The organism is Psychromonas sp. SA13A, assembly GCF_011378715.1.
GTDB lineage: Bacteria > Pseudomonadota > Gammaproteobacteria > Enterobacterales > Psychromonadaceae > Psychromonas.
On the sequence record NZ_WTKU01000005.1, the window covers coordinates 97,340 to 120,422 of the forward strand.

The 23,083-nt window shown below is 37.3% G+C and carries 18 protein-coding genes; 6 read left to right on the plus strand and 12 right to left on the minus strand.

Translation table 11 applies throughout. The features are described 5' to 3' along the window. Positions 1 to 24: 24 nt before the first annotated feature. The 3 genes from GQR44_RS06895 to trmJ form a co-directional block, all read right to left on the minus strand. Positions 25 to 1,239 carry an IscS subfamily cysteine desulfurase gene (locus GQR44_RS06895; RefSeq protein ID WP_166370615.1) on the minus strand — a complete coding sequence of 405 codons (1,215 nt, stop codon included), beginning with the start codon at positions 1,237 to 1,239 and terminating at the stop codon, positions 25 to 27. Positions 1,240 to 1,256: 17 nt separating this feature from the next. Beyond that, a complete protein-coding gene (gene iscR, locus GQR44_RS06900; protein ID WP_028868611.1) occupies positions 1,257 to 1,733 on the minus strand; it encodes a Fe-S cluster assembly transcriptional regulator IscR in 477 nt (158 codons plus the stop codon). A gap of 120 nt (positions 1,734 to 1,853) precedes the next feature. Beyond that, positions 1,854 to 2,612, minus strand: a complete 759-nt coding sequence (gene trmJ, locus GQR44_RS06905; RefSeq protein WP_166370617.1) for a tRNA (cytosine(32)/uridine(32)-2'-O)-methyltransferase TrmJ — start codon at positions 2,610 to 2,612, stop codon at positions 1,854 to 1,856. 213 nt (positions 2,613 to 2,825) lie between these two features. Between trmJ and suhB the strand changes: the two genes are divergently transcribed. Beyond that, the gene (gene suhB, locus GQR44_RS06910; RefSeq protein WP_166370619.1) at positions 2,826 to 3,614 is read left to right on the plus strand and encodes an inositol-1-monophosphatase; all 789 of its coding nucleotides are present in this window, start codon (positions 2,826 to 2,828) and stop codon (positions 3,612 to 3,614) included. 116 nt (positions 3,615 to 3,730) lie between these two features. Here the strand turns inward: suhB and GQR44_RS06915 are convergent, their stop codons facing one another. Then, entirely contained in the window at positions 3,731 to 4,837 is a 1,107-nt protein-coding gene (locus GQR44_RS06915; RefSeq protein WP_346774327.1) for an endonuclease/exonuclease/phosphatase family protein, read from the minus strand. 460 nt (positions 4,838 to 5,297) lie between these two features. Here GQR44_RS06915 and GQR44_RS06920 point away from each other — a divergent pair, with 460 nt between their 5' ends. From GQR44_RS06920 to GQR44_RS06935, 4 genes are all read left to right on the plus strand, one after another. After that, on the plus strand, positions 5,298 to 7,664 hold the full coding sequence (locus GQR44_RS06920) for an AsmA family protein (protein WP_166370623.1): 2,367 nt from the start codon (positions 5,298 to 5,300) through the stop codon (positions 7,662 to 7,664). A 518-nt stretch (positions 7,665 to 8,182) separates the two neighbouring features. Continuing rightward, a complete protein-coding gene (locus GQR44_RS06925; RefSeq protein ID WP_166370625.1) occupies positions 8,183 to 8,785 on the plus strand; it encodes a Crp/Fnr family transcriptional regulator in 603 nt (200 codons plus the stop codon). Positions 8,786 to 8,948: 163 nt separating this feature from the next. Continuing rightward, entirely contained in the window at positions 8,949 to 9,137 is a 189-nt protein-coding gene (locus tag GQR44_RS06930; protein ID WP_166370627.1) for a DUF2892 domain-containing protein, read from the plus strand. 361 nt (positions 9,138 to 9,498) lie between these two features. After that, entirely contained in the window at positions 9,499 to 9,669 is a 171-nt protein-coding gene (locus GQR44_RS06935) for a hypothetical protein (RefSeq protein WP_240923580.1), read from the plus strand. Between the two features lie 688 nt (positions 9,670 to 10,357). Here the strand turns inward: GQR44_RS06935 and GQR44_RS06940 are convergent. From GQR44_RS06940 to GQR44_RS06950, 3 genes are read right to left on the minus strand one after another with little or no spacing between them, the layout of a single operon-like run. Beyond that, entirely contained in the window at positions 10,358 to 10,651 is a 294-nt protein-coding gene (locus GQR44_RS06940; RefSeq protein ID WP_166370629.1) for a hypothetical protein, read from the minus strand. A 15-nt stretch (positions 10,652 to 10,666) separates the two neighbouring features. Beyond that, a complete protein-coding gene (locus GQR44_RS06945; protein WP_166370631.1) occupies positions 10,667 to 11,755 on the minus strand; it encodes a DMT family transporter in 1,089 nt (362 codons plus the stop codon). Next, entirely contained in the window at positions 11,752 to 13,122 is a 1,371-nt protein-coding gene (locus GQR44_RS06950; protein ID WP_166370633.1) for an NAD(P)/FAD-dependent oxidoreductase, read from the minus strand. The genes GQR44_RS06945 and GQR44_RS06950 overlap by 4 nt, the downstream gene beginning before the upstream one ends. 765 nt (positions 13,123 to 13,887) lie before the next feature. Here GQR44_RS06950 and GQR44_RS06955 point away from each other — a divergent pair. After that, positions 13,888 to 14,712 (plus strand): TIGR01459 family HAD-type hydrolase, encoded by an 825-nt coding sequence (locus tag GQR44_RS06955; RefSeq protein WP_346774328.1) that lies wholly within the window; start codon positions 13,888 to 13,890, stop codon positions 14,710 to 14,712. Between the two features lie 243 nt (positions 14,713 to 14,955). Here the strand turns inward: GQR44_RS06955 and GQR44_RS06960 are convergent, their stop codons facing one another. The 5 genes from GQR44_RS06960 to GQR44_RS06980 form a co-directional block, all read right to left on the minus strand. After that, complete coding sequence (locus GQR44_RS06960; protein WP_205962994.1) at positions 14,956 to 17,268, minus strand: EAL domain-containing protein; 2,313 nt, start codon at positions 17,266 to 17,268, stop codon at positions 14,956 to 14,958. A gap of 832 nt (positions 17,269 to 18,100) precedes the next feature. Further along, complete coding sequence (locus GQR44_RS19960; RefSeq protein WP_166370635.1) at positions 18,101 to 18,205, minus strand: DUF2474 family protein; 105 nt, start codon at positions 18,203 to 18,205, stop codon at positions 18,101 to 18,103. After that, a complete protein-coding gene (cydB, locus tag GQR44_RS06970) occupies positions 18,205 to 19,203 on the minus strand; it encodes a cytochrome d ubiquinol oxidase subunit II (protein WP_166370637.1) in 999 nt (332 codons plus the stop codon). Before cydB ends, GQR44_RS19960 begins: the two co-directional genes overlap by 1 nt. Before the next feature lie 9 nt (positions 19,204 to 19,212). After that, complete coding sequence (locus GQR44_RS06975; protein ID WP_166370639.1) at positions 19,213 to 20,601, minus strand: cytochrome ubiquinol oxidase subunit I; 1,389 nt, start codon at positions 20,599 to 20,601, stop codon at positions 19,213 to 19,215. Positions 20,602 to 21,205: 604 nt separating this feature from the next. Then, positions 21,206 to 22,849, minus strand: coding sequence for a sensor domain-containing diguanylate cyclase (locus GQR44_RS06980; protein ID WP_166370641.1), 1,644 nt, complete (start codon positions 22,847 to 22,849; stop codon positions 21,206 to 21,208). Between the last annotated feature and the right edge of the window lie 234 nt (positions 22,850 to 23,083).

Sequence of the window (23,083 nt, forward strand, 5' to 3'; positions counted from 1 at the left end):
TAATAGTGTTTACGTCGGTATTGATTAATGATGAGACCATTCAATACTGTTTATGTCGATACCTTCTTTGTACATATCCCATAACGGCGACATATCACGTAAACGGCCGATGTTTTCACGGATAATTTTAATAGCGTAATCAATCTCAGCTTCAGTAGTGAAACGGCCAATACTAAAACGGATTGAACTATGTGCTAATTCGTCATCGCGACCAATTGCACGTAAAACATATGAAGGCTCTAAACTCGCAGAAGTACACGCACTACCAGAAGAAACAGCTAAGTCTTTCAGTGCCATTACTAATGACTCACCTTCAACATAGTTAAAGCTGATATTAATATTGCCTGCAACACGATTTTCCAACGAACCGTTCACATACACTTCTTCCATATCATTAACGCCATTTAATAGACGATTACGTAATGCTAGAACACGTTCGTTTTCGCTTGCCATCTCTTCTTTTGCGATTCGGAATGCTTCACCCATTGCTACAATTTGATGCGTTGCTAATGTACCACTGCGCATACCACGCTCGTGCCCACCACCATGCATTTGTGCTTCTAAACGAATACGCGGTTTACGGCTAACATATAATGCACCGATACCTTTAGGACCGTAAATTTTATGACCAGAGAAAGAGATTAAATCCACTTTCATTTTTTGTACGTCAATTTCAATTTTACCGGCACTTTGTGCTGCATCCACGTGTAAAATAGTCTTATTGGCACGACATAATTCACCATATGCTGCAATGTCTTGAATAACACCAATTTCGTTATTCACATGCATCAAGCTTACTAAAACCGTGTCGTCACGTAATGCTTCTTTTAATTGTTCAGGTGTTACGATGCCATCTTCTTTTGGGTCAAGGTAAGTAACTTCAAAACCTTCACGCTCTAATTGACGACAAGTATCTAAAACGGCCTTATGCTCAGTTTTAGCGGTAATAATATGTTTACCTTTTTTCTGGTAAAAATGTGCAGCACCTTTAATTGCAAGGTTATTTGATTCAGTAGCACCTGATGTGAAAACTATTTCACGAGAATCTGCATTTAATAAGTCGGCAATTTGCTCACGAGCAATATCAACGGCTTCTTCAGCCTGCCAACCAAAACGGTGAGAACGTGACGCTGGGTTACCAAAGTCGCCATCTACTGATAAATACTGCACCATTTTTTCAACAACACGAGGATCAACGGGGGTAGTTGCTGAATAATCAAGATAAATCGGTAATTTCATTTTTTTCTCCACTGCCCTTATTTAGAGATAATATTAAGCAGTTCGTTATTAGTAAATTTATTATTTTGTTGTTCAGAAACATGCTGTACATGTTCACTAGCCATTAATTCATCTAATGTTATGCCGTCTAAAAATGAACTAATTCTGGTACTTAATTGTTCCCATAAAGAATGAGTCAAGCACTGTACGCCATCTTCTTGACAACCACCTTTACCTGAGCATTTACGCACATCAACGCTTTCATTTACGGCATCAATAATCATTGACACTGAAATCTCTGACTTGCTTTTGCCCAACTTATAACCGCCACCGGGGCCGCGCACACTACTTACCAGCTCTTTTTGCCTAAGCTTTGAAAATAATTGCTCCAGATAAGAAAGCGATATTCCTTGGCGCTCAGAGATCTCAGCAAGGGGCACTGGGCCATTGTGCTCTTTTATTGCAACATCTAGCATCGCAGTGACCGCATAACGGCCTTTTGAAGTTAATTTCATAGTAGAGTTCGCTATAATAAGTGTTTTACAACCATATCGGTTAAAACGAATGACTTAATGCACTTAGTATAAATACCTGACAATTTTAGTCAAGTAAAAAACCCTACACTTTAGTAGGTTTTATTTTTTGTTGATACTTGCATCTTTTAGCACATCTTTTTCTGCACTTTCTATGGATTTTTGCATGCTACTAAAAATACCTCTAAGCATTCTTAACTCATTGATTTCAGGACGGGCACGATTCAACAAACGACGTAACTTATCCATCACCAAGCCTGGATGAGCGGGTACGATAAAGCCGATTTGAAACAATGTTTTTTGTAAGTGTTCTAGCATACCTTCGAAGTCAGCAGCTCTTGGGTACTCCTCGACAACCTCAGGAAATGCTTCTGAGGCTAAAGATGCCATTCGTACTTCATAGCTTAATGTTTGAACGGCCATTGCTAAGTTGAGCGAGCTATAGTCTGGATTTGCAGGAATAAACACATGAAAATGACACTTCTGAAGTTCATCATTGGTTAAACCACTATTTTCACGACCAAACACTAATGCCACTTTGTGTTTCTTCCCTTCACTCGCCACTTTAACACCCATTTCTCTTGGGTCTAACATAGGCCAATCAAGGGTTCTAGGGCGAGCACTTGCACCAACGACCAATCCACAATCTTCGATACCTTGATCGAGTGTTTTATAGACTTTATGATTTTTTAATACATCGCTGGCACCAGCTGAAAGAGCAACCGATTTACCATCGATTTCACATTCAGGATCGATCAACACTAAATCAGTCAAGCCCATTGTTTTCATTGCTCTAGCAGCGCTGCCAATGTTGCCAGGGTGAGAGGTACCAATTAATATAATGCGAACGTTGTCTAGCATCGTTTTTCCTTCGTGAAGAGTAAATTTTTGAGCGCAAAGTTTAGCACTGTTTGTATAACAACTAAACCACTGTAATTGGCCATTTTAAACTAAAACTCCATTTAATAGATGAATTTTCAAGCAATTAAAATATTGCACAATTATGTGACCTGTGTATAATTTCGCGCCGAAGGAATCTCCCTTCATGTTCTTTTAAAATCTAATGGTGATCCTATGCATCCAATGTTAAATATTGCGATTCGTGCTGCGCGTAATGCGGGTAAAGTAATTGTAAAAGGTTATGAAAATTTAGAGTCTGTTGAAGTTGAAGAAAAATCACTTAACGACTATGTAAGCAGCGTTGATAAAGAAGCTGAATTAGCAATTATTGGTACATTACGTAAATCATACCCAGACCACAGTATCATTGCTGAAGAGTCAGGTATTGATAACGGTGCAGACACCGATCACCAATGGATTATTGACCCACTAGATGGGACATCAAACTTCATTCACGGTATTCCTCATTTTGCCGTTTCAATTGCATTAAAAATCAAAGGTCGTACTGAAGTCGGCGTTATTTTTGACCCTATCCGCAATGAATTATTCTCAGCAGCTCGTGGCCAAAGCGCACAAATCAATGGTTACCGTACTCGTACTAGCACAGTGCCAAAATTAACCGGTACTTTGTTAGCAACAGGTTTCCCGTTCAAACAAAAATACAACATAGAAACGTACTTAAACATCTTCCAAGATTTCTTTAAGGATGTTGCTGATATGCGTCGTGGCGGTAGTGCTGCACTTGACCTAGCTTACGTTGCTGCTGGTCGTATGGACGGTTTCTGGGAATTTGGTTTAAAACCTTGGGATATCGCGGCTGGCGAATTATTATTAAAAGAATCTGGTGCTATGATGACTGACTTTAACGGTGGCAATGACTACTTTAAATCAGGTGATGTTGTTGCAGCTAATCCAAAACTTTTAAAAGAAATGTTAACGGTTATTCGTAAGCATAACGCTTAATCAATCGTCTTTCATTTGTTGTAAAAAACAAAAAAGAACAACCATTAGATTAAAAAAGCCAGAACAAATTGTTCTGGCTTTTTGCATTAAAAAGACGCCAATCCGATAGCGTTCCTTTATTGACGCAATGTTAACGTAATACTTACCACAGCATGGTCAGTGCTTTCTCCATCGATATCAAAACTTGGATTAATTAAATGTTTGTCCGTATTAATATAATCACTTACTTCGAAATAACTGGATTGATCTGCAGTATCAAACTCACTGGATAATAAAATATAATCTAACACTGAACTACCTTGCCCAAAATAATGGGTGGCAGCACGTGTTAACAGTACTTTAGTATCAGCCGACTGATTGTCTTTATATAAGTCCCAGGCATCTCGTAACGTATAAAACTTGACTAGCTTTTGCTGCGTTTGGTCATTATTAAAAAGTAAATTCGGGGTTACTAAGTGCGCTAAAATACCATCGCTTAATGGGTTATTAAAGTCTCCCATCAATATCATCGCATTACCCTTTTTTGCACGTCTCTCTAACATTTTCATCATTAATAATGTTGCTTCACTACCACGTTGAATAGAGGACGCCCATCCTCCTGCAACTTGTGCTTTAAACTGCTCAAGCACATTACCTTCTAATGAGGTTAATTTATCTACTTGTGCCTGCCAAGATGCTCGTTTTGATTTAAAATGCACCACATAACAATCACTGTCACCTATATGAGGCAATTCAACGGTAGCTCTTAACACTTTGCGACTAAAACTAAAGTCGGCTGTTAATCCTAATTTCAGAGCAAGCTCAGTATCGACAGCAACGGTAGAAATAGCTTTAATTGGAAATTTACTGGCTAAAGCAACCACAGGATCACGATAGATAAAATCATCTATCACAGTCGGTTGATCAATCACAGCGAAGTATTGGTAGCCCGCCTCTTTTACTAACGCCTGCAACGACTCGACACTAAAAACTTCCTGAAAGCCAATCACATCTGGCTCATGTGTTGTTAAATAGGTTGTTATCCATTGTTGCTTTTTTTGCCACTGCTGTGCGGAATAAATACGATCAAAATCATAGAAAGCATCAGGTGGCGCTAAATAATTGAAGAGATTAAAGGTCGCCACTTTAATCTTTGTATATGCCACTTCATTACTTACCTTGGAATTAGGTAGCAGTGAGCAGGCTTCACTTATGCTAGGTGTTGGTACAGAGTTATTTGACACAAAATCCTCATTATTAATAATCATTGGCAACAGTATCGCACAATGTGAATAACTTTTACGATAATTGCTATAAATAACCTCTGCGTAGAAGAAGCTTTGAACTTAGTGAATAAGGCAGAAACTGGAACAATGAGTGCGCAACCATAGTCAAAAATTAAGCCCTATATAAATGGGTATAAGTATCAATATAAAAGGCTATAAGTCATCAATATAATTAACAACTGCATGACAAATAGTAAGTGAATGACAATTTGGAAACATTGCGCGTAAAAATAAGCCTTATAAAGATATCGGACTAATACGACACAAAAAACCTATTAGATGCAACTATTTACAAAAAACTGCTCATTAATCGCACAAGTTTAGCACTAATAAATAATCAAATGATGATCATATCGGCTTAACCCATTACACTATGCTTTATTCAATCAATACCACTTCCCTAAAGAGGATATGTTTAATGAAATTATTTTTAAAGATAGCAGCAGCTTTGATTGTGCTTTTATTATTAATCGTCATTATTGTTGTCACTTTCATTGACCCTAATGATTACAAACAGCAGATTCAAGATCAAGTTAAGAAGTCAGTAAATAGAGATTTGGTCATCGCAGGCGATTTAAGTTGGAGTTTATACCCTCTATTAGGTTTCCAAAGTGGTCAAATTACCCTATTCAATAGCCCAGAGTTTAAAGAAAAGACACTATTAAACGTCAAAGAAACTGCAATTTCTATCAGCGTATTACCTTTATTAAAAGGAAAATTAGAAGTTGGCGAAATTATCTTAGATGGTGTCGAATTTAACTTAATCACCAATAAAGATGGTTTATCAAATCTAGATAACTTACAACCTGAAGAAGCAACACAAACTGTTAACGCACCAGAAGAAGAAATATCGACAGAAGAGCCTAGCGAATCATCAGCTCCCTTAGATCTGTCGCAATTTGTACTGTCTGGCTTGAATATCACTAATGCGCAATTAAAGGTGATCGACCACCAAAAAAGTGAAACACAGGAAGTTGACATTAATAGCATGACACTGAGCGAGTTTGCTTTTGATCAAACAGCTCATTTCAGCTTAAACAGCACCCTAAAAAATGCACAAGTTGAAGCAGATATATCATTAGAAACAGATCTATTTGTGGATGCCGCATTAAGTGTTGTTGAACTCACTAACTTAACCATTGAAAGTGACGTACTTGCAGACGCATTATCAGGTAGCGCCTTAAATACCAAATTTAAAAGTGGTTTAAAATACCAAGTTGACAACAAGCAATTAGATATCAAAGCTATCACCATTAATAATCAATTTTCAGGGTCATTCTTGGAAGGCGATATTTATATCAACAGTAGTGATATTAATATTAAAGACCTTAGCCAACTCACTCTGGGCAAACTGATCATGACCAGCAGTTTAACCGGCAGCAGTCTAGAAAATAATAAGTTAGAAACTAACTTACAAACAAATCTGGCAGCTGATATCAATAAAAAAACAGCGACGATAGATAAGTTTGAACTTAAAAATAAAATCACAGGTGAGCAAATACAGGGCAATGTGAACCTTTCATTTAAACAAATGAATGTCAGTAATTTTGAGAAAATCATAATTAATCAATTCAAAATGATCAGTGAATTGAATGCCCCAAGCATCAGTAAAGAAAAAATCAACAGTACTATTAGCAGTGAAATCAACTACGATCTTGCCAAGCAAAAACTTAACCTTAATAAGCTGCAAACAACAGTTAATGATATAGAGTTAGGAGGAGAATTAAGCTTCATCCAACAAGCGGTGCCTGTTATCCGTTATAACTTGAAAGGTAATGTATGGGACTTAAATCCCTATTTGGCTTCAAGTACAACAACAGAGTCTGGTAACACAGGTGAAAAAGCACCAACCACAGAAAAAGAAGTTGAGCCTGACTTAAGCAGTCTAAAAACCTTAGATATTAAAGGTGATTTAAGTATTGCTGGCGTACTTTATCAAGATATAAAAATCGGTAAAATCACCAATAACTTAACCGTAAAAGATGGCAGAGCAACGCTTAAACCGTTAACTGCAAAACTCTATGATGGTTCATTAAATATTGATGCTTGGGTTGATGAAAGCGGTGGTAAAAACACATACAAAGCCACAACCAGTATTAGCAATATAACATTAATACAACTATTGAAAGATGCAGCCAAGGTAGATCTATTAAGTGGTAATGCAAGTATGAACTTAGTCGCTAGTGGGCAAGGTTTAACAGCAAGCAAAATTCAACAAGGTATAGTTGCCAAAGGTGACTTTAAAATACTCGATGGAGAATTATATGGGATTAACCTTTCTCACGAAATACGTGTTTTAAAAGCAAAAATACAAGGTAAAACAATTGCACCGGATAAACTGGTTAAGAAAACAGATTTTGCTTCATTATTAGGTGACTTTACCGTAGAAAAAGGTATTGCTAATAATCAAAAACTGACCATGTTATCTCCTGTTATTCGTTTAGATGGTACCGGCATTGCCAATACTATTGAGCAAACGATCGACTATAAATTAGGTGTGACACCATTATCGAAAACAGATGAAAGTACCAGTTATGTGGATCTAAATGGCATCTCTATACCATTGCGTATCAAAGGGACTTTCGCAAAACCAACCTTTGCTTTAGATACTGAAGGCGCATTAAAAGCGCAAATAGACGCAACTAAAAAAGCGGTAAAAGATAAAGCAGAACAAGTCATCAAAGATAAAGCAAAAGACATTCTTTCAGGTAAAAAAATATCCAAGGGTGACTTAAAAGAAGAAGCAAAAGATTTAGAGAAAACATTAAAAGGTTTATTTAACTAACTTTGTTTATGACCATCTATTGGTCACCTTCAAGCCTTAATAAAAATAGCTGATACAGAAAACTGTCTCAGCTATTTTTTTGCCTTTTTCCTGCCATATTTAGTTTAGAAAAATAGTAGTTTTAATAACTCTATTAAATATGTGAGGTAAGTATACGCATTAAAAACAAGCGGAAATAATACATTTTAACCAGTAAAGTTGATCAGCTATTTAGCTGTGTTGTTAGTGCATAATAGAACTAAAGATTGTGAATAAAAATGGTTTTTTAATTCAAACTGAGATTCAAATTTACATTAAAATAAGGTCTACCTTGATGCATTTAAAACGATTAACTACGTGAACTCTGGATCAGTAAACAAGCATTAAAGAAGTTAATTTATAAATTCTTTAATGCTTGTTGCATTTATGAAGATTGCAACAAGGAAATAAGCCACTTTAACAAGTAAAATTGCCTACATTAATTAATATGATTGTTATAACATAAATAAAGAACCTATCTTTGTAGTAAGGACATTTCGTTGACATCACCAATACTCGAATTTTTAAGCAAACAAATATCCGTCAAAAAGATAGCTATTAAAGAAAATACAATCGTCTGTCGCTTAGGTGATCATTGCGATAATCTTGTGGTATTAACCAAAGGCAAAGTGAAAGTAATGCGTATTGCAGAGGATGGCAGACATATTACACTTTACAACGTTCATGCTGGTGAAAGCTGTGTATTAACTACATCTTGCCTATTCAATGAAAAAGCATTTCCCGCTATTGCAATCACTCAAGTTCACTCAGAAGGTTATGTTATCTCCAAAAATCAATTAAAACATTGGTTAACGGCAGAGCCTATATGGCAAGCTTTCATTTTTAAAATGTTAACCGAACGCATGGCAGACCTGATTTTAAAGGTCGATGAACTCGCCTTTGATTCCTTACAAACACGATTGATACATTGGTTATCTGCACACAACCAAGCACCACACTTAAAAATAACTCACCAAGAAATTGCACAAGAACTCGCATCATCAAGAGAAGTGATCAGTCGCTTACTTAAAAAGCTGGAAGAGAAACAATTGATAGAATTACACCGAGGTGAAATCGTTTTACGTAAACAGCTTTTATCCTGATTTTTCTTCAGGTATTTTTCCCAATTAAATTTGCCGCTTTATTTGAAAAGCATTGTTAAAACAACTATTTAAAATAAGTGTAAAAGCTATGTGACAATAGTTACATACTCACCAGTTATGAAGCGTAATAATACCTCAAGAACAAACTACTGGAGGTATTCTCATGAACAAAAACATCGGCAATACGGATCGCACCATAAGAATGATATTAGGTTTAGCACTTGTTATATGGGGTATTATCAGCGTTAATTACTGGGGAGCTATTGGAATTGTATTGATAGCAACAGCATTAGTAAAAACGTGTCCTGCTTATACTCTATTAGGCGTAAAAACCGATAAAAATGAACAGTAATAGTGTTTATAAATTTGCTTATGTCATTGCGCTTATTACTTGAACTCAAGATTGTATCCACTACAAAAATTAGATAACAACGACATAAGATACATGCCACTTCATCGTCTACTTGATAAAAGACTAACAAGTGAATGACTAATCGCAAATAAGATAAAGGGACGTTTCTCAGCATCCCTTTTAAGTAACAGATACAAAGCCCCCATTATTTAAACACTATAACGTTAACTATTACCTAGCTGAATATTACATCGTTGAATGTTACATCGTTGAATATTACCTATTTGAACATGACAACATGAGTACTGCCCTCCTTTAGAACTAAAGACTTCAGCACTCTGCAACGAGGAGAACTTATCTAGTGAATATGATTAACGAGCTTAAAGATATAATTGATAGTTTTGATACCTTCATTCTTGACCAATGGGGATTACTGCACAATGGTGGAGGTGCATTTTCAGAAGCTATTGCCGCATTAAAGTTTTTAAAAACACACATAAAAAAAGTCACCGAACAAACGATGACGACTTAATGCTTAATGAACTAAAGAAGTACTGACGGGTTTCTTAGCTGCTTTTGCCGCTTTCTTCTCTTTTGCTGTTAAAAGGGGTTTCTTTTTAGTCGCTTTTTTACTGTCTTGGCCTTTACTCATGATGCTTTCCTTTTTGAGATGGACTCTAAACTAAAGTCAGTTTGAGCTAACCTAATGATTGAGGTTACGCAGTAGCAGTAAGGCTGATGCATAACGATTCAGTATGCGCCTAAGACTGTGCAATAGATAGGAGTAGATAATACAAAAAAGTGTAGAGTAACGATTTATTAGCATTTTAGGGTTGAGCTTTAACCTATTGAAATACTATTACTCTGCTTAATGGGAAATATGAGGACTTAATGGGGATATATGAAGGTAATATTAAGGTATAGTTCAGGTAAATCATCGTAGCAATAGCTACCTAAGGGCAGTTAAGTGTTAAGACTGAGCTAACCTCGTGTTATATGAAGTTAGCTCAGGAAAACGGCTAAAAATTCGTACTGATAACCTTAAAGGGTAACCAGCACTGTATGTTTAAAGCTTAGTTACGAAGGTGCGAGCCTGGTAAAGAGCAACGCCACTAAGTATAATAATAACGGCAACAGCAAGTATATCAGCTCCCGGAAATCCCCAAAAATCAGACATTATATCTCCTTATTTAAAGTAAAAATAAACTTAGTACTCATTCTCAGGCTAATGCGGTGTCGCGCATACGCTGTCGACCGAAGTCGTTAAGTCTAAATTTAAATAACACTCGGCCTTCGCCAAAATACGCTTGTTCGTCGAGTTGTTCTTCAACACTTTCAATGATACCGCTGGAAAATAAATCAGCGAGTGTGACGCGTGTAGTACCACGCCAGTAAGCACCATTAAGACCGTATTCTTTCATCACTGCGTCAGTCACTTCCCAATCCCAAATACCAATATCTAGCTGCTCATGAATCAATTGTAGAATGCGCCCTTTCATATGTAATCTTTTCATTACGTACTCCAATTATTACGATTTAATCGACTTAGTATTGCCAGTATCAGCTTTCGCTTCTGTCGATACAGCACGAACGACCTCCAGCACATCGTCACTTTCCGTAAACATGACAAAACCGCCCCCAACAAATAAAAACAAACCAGCCAAGAAATTCCAATCAGGAAACTTAAGCGTGAATGCAGCAAGAAAGATAACGGCAAAAAGCCCATACAATGCAGCAATTGCTTGTCCACGCCCGACACCTATCAATGGAAACGACTTATACCAAGAGACATAGCAGAAGGCAAAAGTGACACCTGCCAACAGCAGCCAACCGATAGCCGCCCAGTTAAATGTAGCGATAACTAGCTCTACAACGGGTTGATCAGTGAAGAAGTAGATCCCAGGTAGAATAAGTAAAACCCAATAAAGGACTTCGGCCGTAAACCTCACCGTAATACCTACATCAGGATCAGCGACATCTAAGCCACGGCCTGCGATTGCACCTTCAACACCCCAGCCTATCGCTGCCATTGCGCCACCCAGATAACCAAGCCATCCAGCGTCGCCAGTACCATTAATTTCAGCAATAATACCGGGAGCATATACCGTCACACCACCAGCAAGAATGATGAAAATACCCACGGCCGCACGACGAGTAATCTTCTCGTTGTACCAGAGCCTAGCTAAGCTAGCACCAATGATCGGATACATCAGTGCTGAAATGGCCGCAAAAGCCCCGCCGATATAACCAATCGCCAGATACGAACCAAAAATAGCCATCGGACCACCAAAAATAGCCCCGATAAAGAACCATTTGGAGATATGACGCATCTGCTTAATGGTACGGACATACTCTCCTAATTTTCCCAATACCGCATTCCAAACAAACAGGAACAACAACACCATAATCGCGTTAAAGGTAGTTAACACCGCCGCAGCTAATAGAAACTCAGCATTAGTATCGTAGCTGAGGTCAACATAAGGAGCTTCAAACCAGACTGCAGAACCCGGCACATACCAAGCCCCCCACAGTACAGCTGCCCACAAAGCCCACATAAAACCCCAACGTATACTGCTCGCAGTGAAACGAGATCGGGCTTCATTCAAGCTTGGGTTCATGAAATTTCCTTTACAAGCTGCTTTTTCTCTTCAAAAAGGAAGGTCTCTAGAGAATCGTCCATCGCTTCCATCCACGGTGTATGGTGAACAGGCGCTAGTGTTCCGGTCAATGTAGAACGATAACTCTTATTACGATAACCAAGAATATCGGCTTCTTTATCGTGTTCCCATTCTTTGAATGTTTCAGCAACAGCAGATACATCAAAATCTGGGTAATCAGTCGGTGCAATTAGATCTTCAATGTAAGCAGCCTGAAAGTCGATATCGTCAGTAGGATTAGCAAGCTTAAGCTCACGGCTGACCCACTCTTTAGTATCAGCGGTCATTACATCACTTTCAGGTAATTTAATGCGACCAAGCATTACATCACGCGCATACCAAGCCTGAGCATCGAACATATTGAAGGTATAGTACTGATCTTGCATACCCAGAAATATCAACTTCGGATTTGCTAGAGAAACAATCCCTTTATACAAACCTTCTGGATACATTCTGTTATGTGTCGTCAGCGTTAGTTCATTAGGTAGGAACGGGAAATAATGCTGATATCCCGTACACAGAATAATAGCGTCAACCTCTTTGCTAGTCCCGTCCTTGAAGTGAGCTGTTTTACCGGTTACGCCCGTGAGCAAAGGAACTTCGCTAAAAGATGCTGGCCAGTCAAAACCCATAGGGTTAGAACGATAACTGAAAGTAACTGATTTAGCGCCGTATTTATGACACTGTGTACCGATATCTTCTGCCGAGTAGCTACTACCAACCAATAACAAATCTTTACCTTTAAATTCACAAGCGTCACGAAAGTCATGCGCATGTAAAACACGGCCTGGGAACTGTTCCAAACCTTCAAAATAAGGTGTATTAGGCGTTGAGAAGTGCCCAGTAGCAACGATTACATGATCAAATTCTTCCGTACTCAGTTCGTCTTTCTTGAGGTCTCTTACTGTCACTGAAAATTTATCGCTAGCTTCATCATGTGTCACCCAATGTACCGCAGTATTAAAGCGGATGTATTGACGCATATTACTCTTAGCGATACGTCCCATGATGTAATCACGCAATACTGCACGTGGTGGATATGATGGGATAGGACGACCAAAATGCTCCTCGAAGCTATAATCCGCAAATTCTAAACATTCTTTAGGGCCATTTGACCACAAATAACGATACATGCTGCCGTGGACTGGCTCACCGTAGGCATCCAAGCCTGTGCGCCATGTATAATTCCACATGCCACCCAAGTCGCTTTGTTTTTCATAACAAACAATCTCAGGGATATCAGCACCGGCGTCGCGGGCTGCTTCAAATGCACGTAATTGTGCTAAACCACTGGGGCCAGCACCTAAAATTGCAACTCTAAAACTCATAAAAATTCCTTTTACAGGGGATGTGTCGTCCGTCAGGAGAAAGAAGCCCGAGCGACGATTAAAAGCAGGGAATAGCACAGGTTGAACCGACAACGATTCAGCAATGAAATTCCACAGTGAAATGCACCAAATTTGAATTAACCGATGGTACAGTAGTGAAGACAGCCTTTGTTGTGAGAAACAAAAAGCCGAGGGTGAGCTGGTCACCGATCAAACACGAGGTTTCGAGAAGACGCCTTAGGGGAGCGTTCGAACTGGTCAAGGAAGATTAAAATGCTTGTTAACTCGTATACCAGTAGCACTACCTTAACACATTTTAGTTACTGATGAGGTTTCTTCCCATAAAATACAAGATGGCTGCGATGGCTGACGCCATCACTTATTGAAAAATCAATACAATGAGTAATCAAAATGCTATTTATAATGCTAATTCCATCAAATATATGTTCAAATATTAAGCAGTAAAAATAAATCAATTTAAGGTATAAATTGCGTTAAATGGTTGCTCCCATCAGAAAATATCTAACACCAAAGAGCTTCATTTTAAGCCCTTAACTTTAAAAAAGCACAAGGTTGTTCAGCAATTTAGAGAAAGTGCCATAAAAATCATAAAATATATTTATCTTTTTTATTATCAACAATTGGTATAGAAAATTCAAAGAAGATACAAAAAGTTAGCCTCTACAAGCAACTGTGAAGTGTGTGTGTATAATAGAGGAGCTGAAATTGGCCCCCACTACTCTCGCGACAAAAGGAATCTATTTAGTGAAAATAATTAACGGCCTTAAAGATATAATTGATAGTTTTGATACCTTCATTCTTGACCAATGGGGAGTGCTGCACAATGGTGGAGATGCATTTCCAGAAGCTATTGCCGCATTAAAGTTTTTAAAAGCACACAACAAAAAAGTCGTTATTCTATCTAATAGTGGTAATACTGGCACGTTCTCCTATAGCCGCTTACAAGAGTCAGGCATTAACCGTGATTTATATCTTGATGTACTCACCTCTGGTGATCACATGCGCCATAACTTTGCTTCAGGTAAATTCAAACAGTTGGGTAACCAAGCTTTATATTTTTCTTGGGATAATAACCATAGTGTACTAGCAGATTGTGGTCTGACTGAATCAACACGAGATGAAGCTTCTTTTATATTATGTTGCGGGGTTGATCGAGGTAGCCTCGAGGCTTATTTAGATGACTTAAAATGGGCTTATCAACATAACCTTGAATTAGTGGTGAGTAACCCAGATCTGGTTGCTATGCAGCCCGATGGCACCTTAAAAATTTGCCCAGGATCGATAGCGAGTGCTTACCAAAAGATGGGGGGAACGGTGCACTGGCACGGAAAACCACAGCAAGATATTTATAGAATGTGTAAAGAGTTGGTGGGAGGCTGGGAAAATGCGATCGCAGTGGGTGATAGTTTAGAGCATGATATAGCGGGTGCAAATGCAGCAAATATCAGTAGCTTATTCATCACTAGCGGGATTCATGCGAAGAGTATTAGCAACCATCAAAGTATCGAAGATTTATGTAATGAGTATGCTGTCAAACCTACTTTTTATGTCGATTGGTTTAAGCAATAAAAAAATTAATCATATTCATAGTTATAATAGCAGTAAAAAGTAACAGGCAGCCTACTCGTTGCCTGTTATCAAAGAGATGCACTCTAACACTTTATAATTGAACACTTTATAATTGAACAAGTTATAAATTGCACTGCCTATAACTTACTTCTCTAGACCCTAAACCTTCATACTCTATCTAAACTAGATAAAACCTACCGCTTTTAAACTAAATTAACTAAGTTTTATCAAGGCGATTAAACGTTAAACAACGTTATTTTGTTCGATCAGAAGCTTTTCAAAATCCTCCAGAGATAGAGGTTTAGCTAATAAATAACCTTGTCCCAGCAGACAACCCGCGTCTATCAAAAGTTGCTTTTGTTGTTCTGTTTCAATGCCTTCTGCTATTACTTCAATATTCAGTTTTTTTGCCATCACTATAATAGCTTCGCATAATGCAACATCTTTATTATCAGCTGACATATTTTGCACAAAGCTTTTATCAATTTTCAAATAATCAATGGCATAGTTTTTAAGGTAAGAAAAAGAACAATAACCCGTACCAAAATCGTCAATGGACACAGCAATACCGTGCTCACGTATCGTATCGAGTACGTCAACTACTTCAGCTTGATTTTCCATCACTAAGTTTTCAGTGATCTCTATAGCGATCGCTTCACAAGGTATTTTTCGTGCAATTAGGGATTCTGCCCAAGATTTAATTTGTTGACCGTCATTTTTAAACTGTACTGGAGAAGTATTAATGCTTATTGTTAAATCCTTACAGTATTCATTTCGCCAAATCTTGGCTTGCTCTGATACTTCCTCAAATATCCATTCACTAATTTCTATAATAATCCCGATTTCCTCGGCAATAGGAATAAAATCTAAGGGAGAGATCAGACCTTTCTCTGGATGCTGCCAACGAATAAGGGCTTCTGCTTTAATGATTTGATTATTTTCCAAGTTAACAATGGGCTGATACACCATATAGAACTGGTTTTGCATCACAGCAATGCGTAGATCCTGAATTATTTCCATTCGTTTCATAAAGTCTGTACGCATATTATCAGTAAAATAATGAACACTATTGCGACCGTGAGTTTTAGCTCGATACATTGCTTGGTCTGCATTTCTCAATAAGGCATCAATAGACAAGGCGTCATTAGGATAAAATGCGAGGCCAATACTCGCGGTACAAAAAACATTTTTTTCCTGAATAAGGTAAGGTTTAGCCAATGTATTTGATAGTTTTTGCGCAATTTTATCTATATCTTCTGCCGTTGTTGTCCCCACAAAAACAATAATAAATTCATCGCCACCTAAACGCGCCGCAATATCATTTTTTCTAATACAAGCCTTAATACGCTTTGAACACTCAACCAAAACAGCATCACCAACACCATGTCCTAAGGAATCATTAATATCTTTAAACTTATCAAGATCTAGCATTGCAATAGCGAGTTGCTTTTTATCACGTTCGGCGTTATTGAGCGCATTAGTTAAATGTTCATGTAATAAATTCCGATTAGATAAATGAGTCAAGCTATCAAAATTAGCTTGCTGCCAAATTATTTTATCTGCATTTTCCCGTTCTATCGCAATCCGAGCAAGGTTCACAAATTGTTCGATAAGTAAAAAATCATTGCTCTTGGGTGTCGATATTTTACGATGATAAAGAGAAAAAGTACCGAGTATATTTCCTTGATTACCAATAATCGGCTCAGACCAACATGACGCTAAATTTGCTTTTTTAGCTAACGCTTTCCAAGCAAACCAATAAGGGTGTGTAGCAACATCAGAAACAATCACTCTTTTACCTGTAAAGGCAGCTGTTCCACTGGAACCGACTCCATCACCAATCACTAAACCATCAATGAAACCTGTATAGAAGTCAGGCAAACTAGGGGCGGCACCAACGGTTAAATGTTTGCCTGTTTTATCAAGCAATAAAATACTGCAGATCGTGTCTGGTAATTCATTTTCAATAGAATGTATCACTGCAGGCAATACTTTAGATAACTTACTTGAACCAGCAATCAGCTCAAGAATATTATTGCGAAGTTGGCTTATTTTGTCTTTTTCTAATAACTGCTTATTTTTATTTTGCATAAACATTGAAAAAATCATAGAAAATAAATTGGTAACAAAAAATGCACCGACAATACGAGACAATGTAAAACTATCAAATTGATCATAGGTAAACAAACAAGCGACAGTAATCAAAAGTAGATTAAATAAACTGGCAACAAATATGGGTAATAGATAAAAACTGGCGATAATGATTGGGAAAAGCCAATAAATTAGCCCCGCCCCTTTTACATAAATACCAATTAAAATAGTAACTTGTGCAAGAACCGCGAATATAGCACTAAAAAGCTTAATGTTACTGGTAAACCACACCCCGAGAAATACAGAAAAAATACCGCCAACGGCTGCAATATCAACAGCAATATGCGCTATATCGTGCGCTAAAAGACTTGTGATAAGAAAAGGGAATAGGACTAATGTTGCAGCAGCAGTAATGGCTAATAGAATTTTATCTTCTAAAGTACGCTGCTTTAATTTAATAGGCATACAGGTCTAGCTTCCTTTTAATGGAGTCTATTATAAAAATATTGCCGAGATCCAAGCCAATAGAGTTGAAAAGATAATATACATAATAATATACGAAACAAAGCAAATTAAGCACCTCTTTTGAGGTGTTTAATTTTGAGTTATTGAAGTTAATTATTAGGTAACAATTATTAGGTAATATAGATATCAATATTGTAAGAGCTCTCATACTAATGAGAAAATTTACTCATCGTGATTGATATTATATTTAAAGAACTTTCAATTGCTTGCTTCACCTATTATCAAAAATATTAACGATACGCTGATGTTGCCACAGCCCCCGATTTAATAAGCTAAGAAAACCTATCTGACTGAATATTAAATAAATAATATATAAAAACCCATCAACAACCAACTAAAAGATAAAATAATTTAATAGACTTTTACCATACTAAGTCTCAACCTAATTTTAACGGTTACAACAATATCAATTAAATTGAATGGGGAAGTTAAATTTTGTTCAACAATTACTTAACGCAATGAGTAAATAGTTGATTAGGTAAATAGTTGAATAGGTAAGTAGATGTAAATGGTGATTAAGAGTAGCCACTATTTTAAAGGAAGGTTTTTGGTTATTTTATATAGATATTCGCTATTCAAATAGTAAAAATCAGTAATAGGTGATGGTTGGTAACGATGATTTAGCATTCACCGCACAAGTAAGCACAGCAAACGCTAAAGAATATAGACATGAATAAGTTCAGTAAGTAGATAGTGGTGATAGGAATGTTGGTAGTGATAGTGCCATAACTCACTACTTTGACTCATCTAAAAACTTAAATTTTTTAATTCATTACTTAAGGATAAAACGCAGTAAATAGGCGAATACGCTCAAGGCAAGTACACTGCCGAACCAAATTATAACCATCCATCCCCATTGCTTTAGTGATTGCTTCATTAATGGTACCCCTCGTCGTGTTTTAATTTACCTCTGAATACCCAATAAGCATAACCGCTGTACGCAATCACCATGGGTAATAAAAATACCGTTCCAGTGAGCAAAAACTTTAAGCTACCATCTGGTGCAGCAGCGTCAGCATAAGTAACAGCAAAAGGCACAATATAGGGGAAGGTACTAACAGAAAACCCTAATGCAGAAACAATAAATAAACCAATGCCAAACAAGTATGCCCGCACTGCTTGATGATTGTTTAAGGATTTAAATAATTGCCAAATACATACCACCGCTAATATCGGCACCATAAAATAAAGCATCGAATTGGGTAAGTTAAACCATCGCTCGGAAACAATTTCATGAGTTAATGGCAACCAAGCACTAACAACAACAATGCAAAGTACCAAAGCTACTCCCCAATGCTTAGCCACATCATAATATCTATCAGCTAACTCCTGAGGTAACTTGATCACTAACCAACACGCACCTAGTAATGCGTAGGCACAAATAGTTGCAAAACCACAGAATAGAGTAAACGGTGTGAACCAATCAAACCAACCTCCCGCATAACTTCTACCATCGACTTCGATACCTTGTAACATGGCACCTAGCATGATCCCTTGAGTTGCAGCAGCTGCAATCGATCCTGCAAAGAATGCGATAGACCAAACAAACTTTCCACGTTTAGTTCTAAATCGATATTCAAATGAAACACCACGTAATACCAACCCCAGCAACATAATAATTAACGGTGCATAAAGCGCAGGCATCACAATCGAATAAGCAAGTGGAAATACAGCAAATAACCCTCCTCCCCCCAGCACTAGCCAAGTTTCATTACCATCCCAAACAGGTGCAATGCTATTCATCATTAAATCTCGTTCTGCTTCATTGGAAGCTTTGGGAAAAAGAATGCCTATCCCCAAATCAAATCCATCTAGCACAACATAAATTAATACGGCAAAACCAATCAACCCGTACCAAATTAAAGCGTAATCCATATATTTCCCCTAAGGTAATCTGTTCGGATGTGAAGCAGGTGGCACTTCAGCACCATCAGGAAGTCGAGCCTCTAATGCTTGTTCATAACGCGTAGGCGACTTTTGCATTAAACGAATGATATAAAAGAACCCTGCACCAAAAACGCACAAATAAACAACAACAAATGCGGTTAAAGACCAACTTATTGCAACTGCGTCTATTGGTGACGCTGAGTCAGCAGTTCTTAATAATCCATAAACGGTAAATGGTTGCCTGCCCACTTCAGTGGTTATCCAACCTGAGATTAAAGCAACAAAACCAGCGGGGCCGAATAAAACACAGACTTTATGAAATAATGGTGTTTGATAAAGCTTACCTTTTTTACGAAGCCATAAACTGACAAGACCAATCGTCAACATACCAAAACCGATACCCACCATTACCCTAAAGCTCCAAAAAACAATCGAAACGGGTGGATGATCAGCTTCAGGAAAAGCATCAAGGCCTTGCACTCTGCCGTTAAGTTCATGCGTTAAAATAAGGCTACCTAACTTAGGAATAGCTACCTGGTATTTCATCTCTTTTGCTTGATCATCAGGAATGCCGAAAAGGATCAGAGGAGCGCCATCGTGAGAATCATAATGTCCTTCCATCGCGGCTATTTTTGCAGGTTGATGTTGCATTGTATTTAATCCATGAAAATCACCAACAATAATTTGCAATGGCGCTACAACCACAATCATCCACAACGCCATTGAAAACATAGTTTTGGCTAGAGGATTGTGATTTGCTTTAATTAGGTGGTATCCCGCTACTGCTGCAACCACAAAGGCAGTCGTCAGATAAGACGCCAATAACATATGCACCAGGCGGTATGGAAATGAGGGATTAAAAATAATCGCTAACCAATCTTCTGGAATAAATTGCCCTGCTTCATTGATCGAATATCCAGCAGGTGTTTGCATCCAACTGTTAACCGACAATATCCAAAAGGCCGAAAGAAAAGTACCAAAAGCAACAACACAAGTAGCTGAGAAATGTAGTTTCCTCCCCACTTTTTTCATACCAAACAACATCACCCCTAGAAATCCTGCTTCTAGGAAAAATGCAGTTAAAATTTCATATCCCATTAGTGGCCCAAGGATGGGACCAGTTTTATCGGAGAATACACTCCAGTTAGTCCCAAACTGATAACTGAGTACGATCCCACTAACCACACCCATACCAAAAGTAACAGAGAATATTTTTAACCAATACTTATAGATTTGAATGTATTTGTCATCGTTGGTCTTCAGCCATAGACCTTCTAATACAGCTAAATAGGACGCAAGCCCGATAGTAAATGATGGGAATATAATGTGGAAAGACACAGTAAATGCAAATTGAAACCGTGCCAGATCTAATGCCAAAGTATCCATAATCACTCCTAATTTGTATAGGATTATGTACGCTGCTTTGAGCAAGAAAGATCAAGTACCCTCTAATGTTTTTTATCTGTAGAATTTCTCTTAAGACAGTTTTTTTATATAAAAATGGACAATGTATACCCAGACCGATGCCATTCACAGCAGCTATTTTTTATCCCCTTAAGTCATATTTGGTTATTAACATTAGAGAGATATAATGAGTTACCAACCTATTTAGCCGGTGATTAAGTTTGCGTAAAGCCTTCTTAACTAACTTAAATTCTGATTAATGAATGTGAATGTGAAAGTGAAAGTGAAAGTGAAAGTGAGAGTGAGATTGAGAGTGCAATTACATTTAATTATAAAATACAGTTTGTATCGCTTAGTTGAAGACGAGTTATGAAATCAATAACAGGTTATTACGAAATAATTTAATGTAGAAATGAGTAAATAGCAGTGTTGTATCACTTTGTTTGAGCCAGTAAATAAGACCTTGTAATGAATGATGTCTGAGCAGGGTCAAATGTATTCGACCCTTTAAATAGACCTTGTAAATAGACCTTGTAAATAATTCTGAGGGTACATTCCCATTTGAACATCACCACTTCATTTATGACTAATTTTTATAACACTCGCAGCGATTCCTACCATGTTCCTTACTTTGGTATAGGGCAAGATCTGCTTGTTTAATTAACTCCACAGATTTAATGTTTAGTTGAGGGGTCATTGATGCGATACCTAAACTAATGGTGACATGCTTGTATGACGTTTCACTATGGGAAATGTTTAAATTACTAACAGCAAGCCTTACCTTTTCTGCTATTAAAGCGCCTTCTTTAATATCACTTTCTAGCAATATAACAAACTCCTCACCACCATAACGAGCCAAAAAATCAGTAGGTCTATTAATCGTTTCTTGGATAGTTTGGGCCACTTTTTTTAAACAATCATCACCCGCTATATGTCCGTAAGTATCATTAAATTTTTTAAACTCATCTATATCAATGAGTAATAAAGTTAACGGTTGTTGGCTACGCGTTTTTACCAGCCATAAATGATTAAGCGTTTTATCTAACCATCTCCTATTAAATATCTCAGTTAACCCATCGACTTGTGACAACGACTCTAATACCGCATTCGATTTTTCAAGTTTATCATTTCTCTCATTAACCATATCGATAGCGGCATTAAAACCAATAATCAAATCACCTATTTCATCTTTTTTATAACCTTTAATATGTGTCAGGGATTTTTTCTGCAATACCATTTTCCTAACCGATTCAGCAGCCTTTTTTAATGGATTAAAAAAGAAGAATAAAAAAAACATAACCACCAAAAATACAGAAAAACTAACAATGATCCCATTAATAATGGCAGCCCGTAAACTTTCATTTATTATCTGATAAACCTTGGCCACAGGAGTTCTTACCATAACAAACCAATCCGAGGAGTTAATATCAGCCGTAGCGGCTAACATTTCACCTTCAACTAAAGTCACTGTATGTCCATATCCGTTAAAGCCTCTCATTACCTCGTCAAGAAATGCATCCATCCCTTCTTTAGGAGTTGCTTTTAACACTAGGTTTGGATCGCTCGATGCTAAGAATATTTGATTCGTTCTTGAAATGACTAAGATATCGCTTCTTTCACTAAAGTCTTTATCAAATATATACTCCATAAAACCGGGGCGGTTCAAGAAGATTGGTGCTTCTAATATGCCTAATACCTGTCCATTTTCATCTCTTAACGCTTTTGCGATCACAACCAGTACTTCACCCATAACTTCAGAACGAAAAGGTGAACTAATAATAACGCCTTGGCTATTATTCGCCTTTCTCAACCATTCGTAATCAGTCATTACTAAGTTTTTTCTACCTGGAATAACCGGATATTCAGCTATCACGCCCTGTCCATTTGGGCTTATAACTGCAAAGCCCTGTGGAAAAAAATCAGTAAAAACAATATTATTTTTAAATATTTCCGTTATAAAGGCTTCTGATTGTATTTTTTGAGGAGGAATTTTATCAGCTAAAGCAACCAAAAAATTCGTACGCATTGCTATTTTTTTTTGAATGTCTTTTGCGATATATTTAGCTTGTGTATATTGCTCTTTATTGATTTGGTTTTTTATTTCAGCCTTAAGCATTAAAAAATTGTAAATTTGAAGCGGCGTAAAAGCAACGATGATAAACACCGCAACATAGAAAGATAATTTAGTGGAAATACGGGATGGTTTTATTTTATCTAAAAGAGTTGTCATCTACTCATAATTTATTAGTTAATACACAAAGGCAAACATACCTCTTTTATTATATAAAAGTTAGTTGTTTTGTTGATAACATTGCGACTCATCATGAAATTATTTGTTTGAAACAAAACTCTGTTATTAGCGGCTATTAATTTTTACAATGCGAGATATACGGGGGTAATAATACGATACTTGAGATTGTCGAGATTGCGTCATAATAAACTACCTTTGAGCATGTAAAACTAC

Excerpts from the sequence above, each read along its gene's own strand:
- GQR44_RS06895 (WP_166370615.1), bottom strand. The coding sequence starts at position 1,239 with ATGAAATTACCGATTTATCTTGATTATTCAGCAACTACCCCCGTTGAT.
- iscR (WP_028868611.1), bottom strand. The coding sequence starts at position 1,733 with ATGAAATTAACTTCAAAAGGCCGTTATGCGGTCACTGCGATGCTAGAT.
- trmJ (WP_166370617.1), bottom strand. The coding sequence starts at position 2,612 with ATGCTAGACAACGTTCGCATTATATTAATTGGTACCTCTCACCCTGGC.
- suhB (WP_166370619.1), top strand. The coding sequence starts at position 2,826 with ATGCATCCAATGTTAAATATTGCGATTCGTGCTGCGCGTAATGCGGGT.
- GQR44_RS06920 (WP_166370623.1), top strand. The coding sequence starts at position 5,298 with ATGAAATTATTTTTAAAGATAGCAGCAGCTTTGATTGTGCTTTTATTA.
- GQR44_RS06930 (WP_166370627.1), top strand. The coding sequence starts at position 8,949 with ATGAACAAAAACATCGGCAATACGGATCGCACCATAAGAATGATATTA.
- GQR44_RS06940 (WP_166370629.1), bottom strand. The coding sequence starts at position 10,651 with ATGAAAAGATTACATATGAAAGGGCGCATTCTACAATTGATTCATGAG.
- GQR44_RS06945 (WP_166370631.1), bottom strand. The coding sequence starts at position 11,755 with ATGAACCCAAGCTTGAATGAAGCCCGATCTCGTTTCACTGCGAGCAGT.
- GQR44_RS06950 (WP_166370633.1), bottom strand. The coding sequence starts at position 13,122 with ATGAGTTTTAGAGTTGCAATTTTAGGTGCTGGCCCCAGTGGTTTAGCA.
- GQR44_RS06960 (WP_205962994.1), bottom strand. The coding sequence starts at position 17,268 with ATGCCTATTAAATTAAAGCAGCGTACTTTAGAAGATAAAATTCTATTA.
- GQR44_RS19960 (WP_166370635.1), bottom strand. The coding sequence starts at position 18,205 with ATGAAGCAATCACTAAAGCAATGGGGATGGATGGTTATAATTTGGTTC.
- cydB (WP_166370637.1), bottom strand. The coding sequence starts at position 19,203 with ATGGATTACGCTTTAATTTGGTACGGGTTGATTGGTTTTGCCGTATTA.
- GQR44_RS06975 (WP_166370639.1), bottom strand. The coding sequence starts at position 20,601 with ATGGATACTTTGGCATTAGATCTGGCACGGTTTCAATTTGCATTTACT.
- GQR44_RS06980 (WP_166370641.1), bottom strand. The coding sequence starts at position 22,849 with ATGACAACTCTTTTAGATAAAATAAAACCATCCCGTATTTCCACTAAA.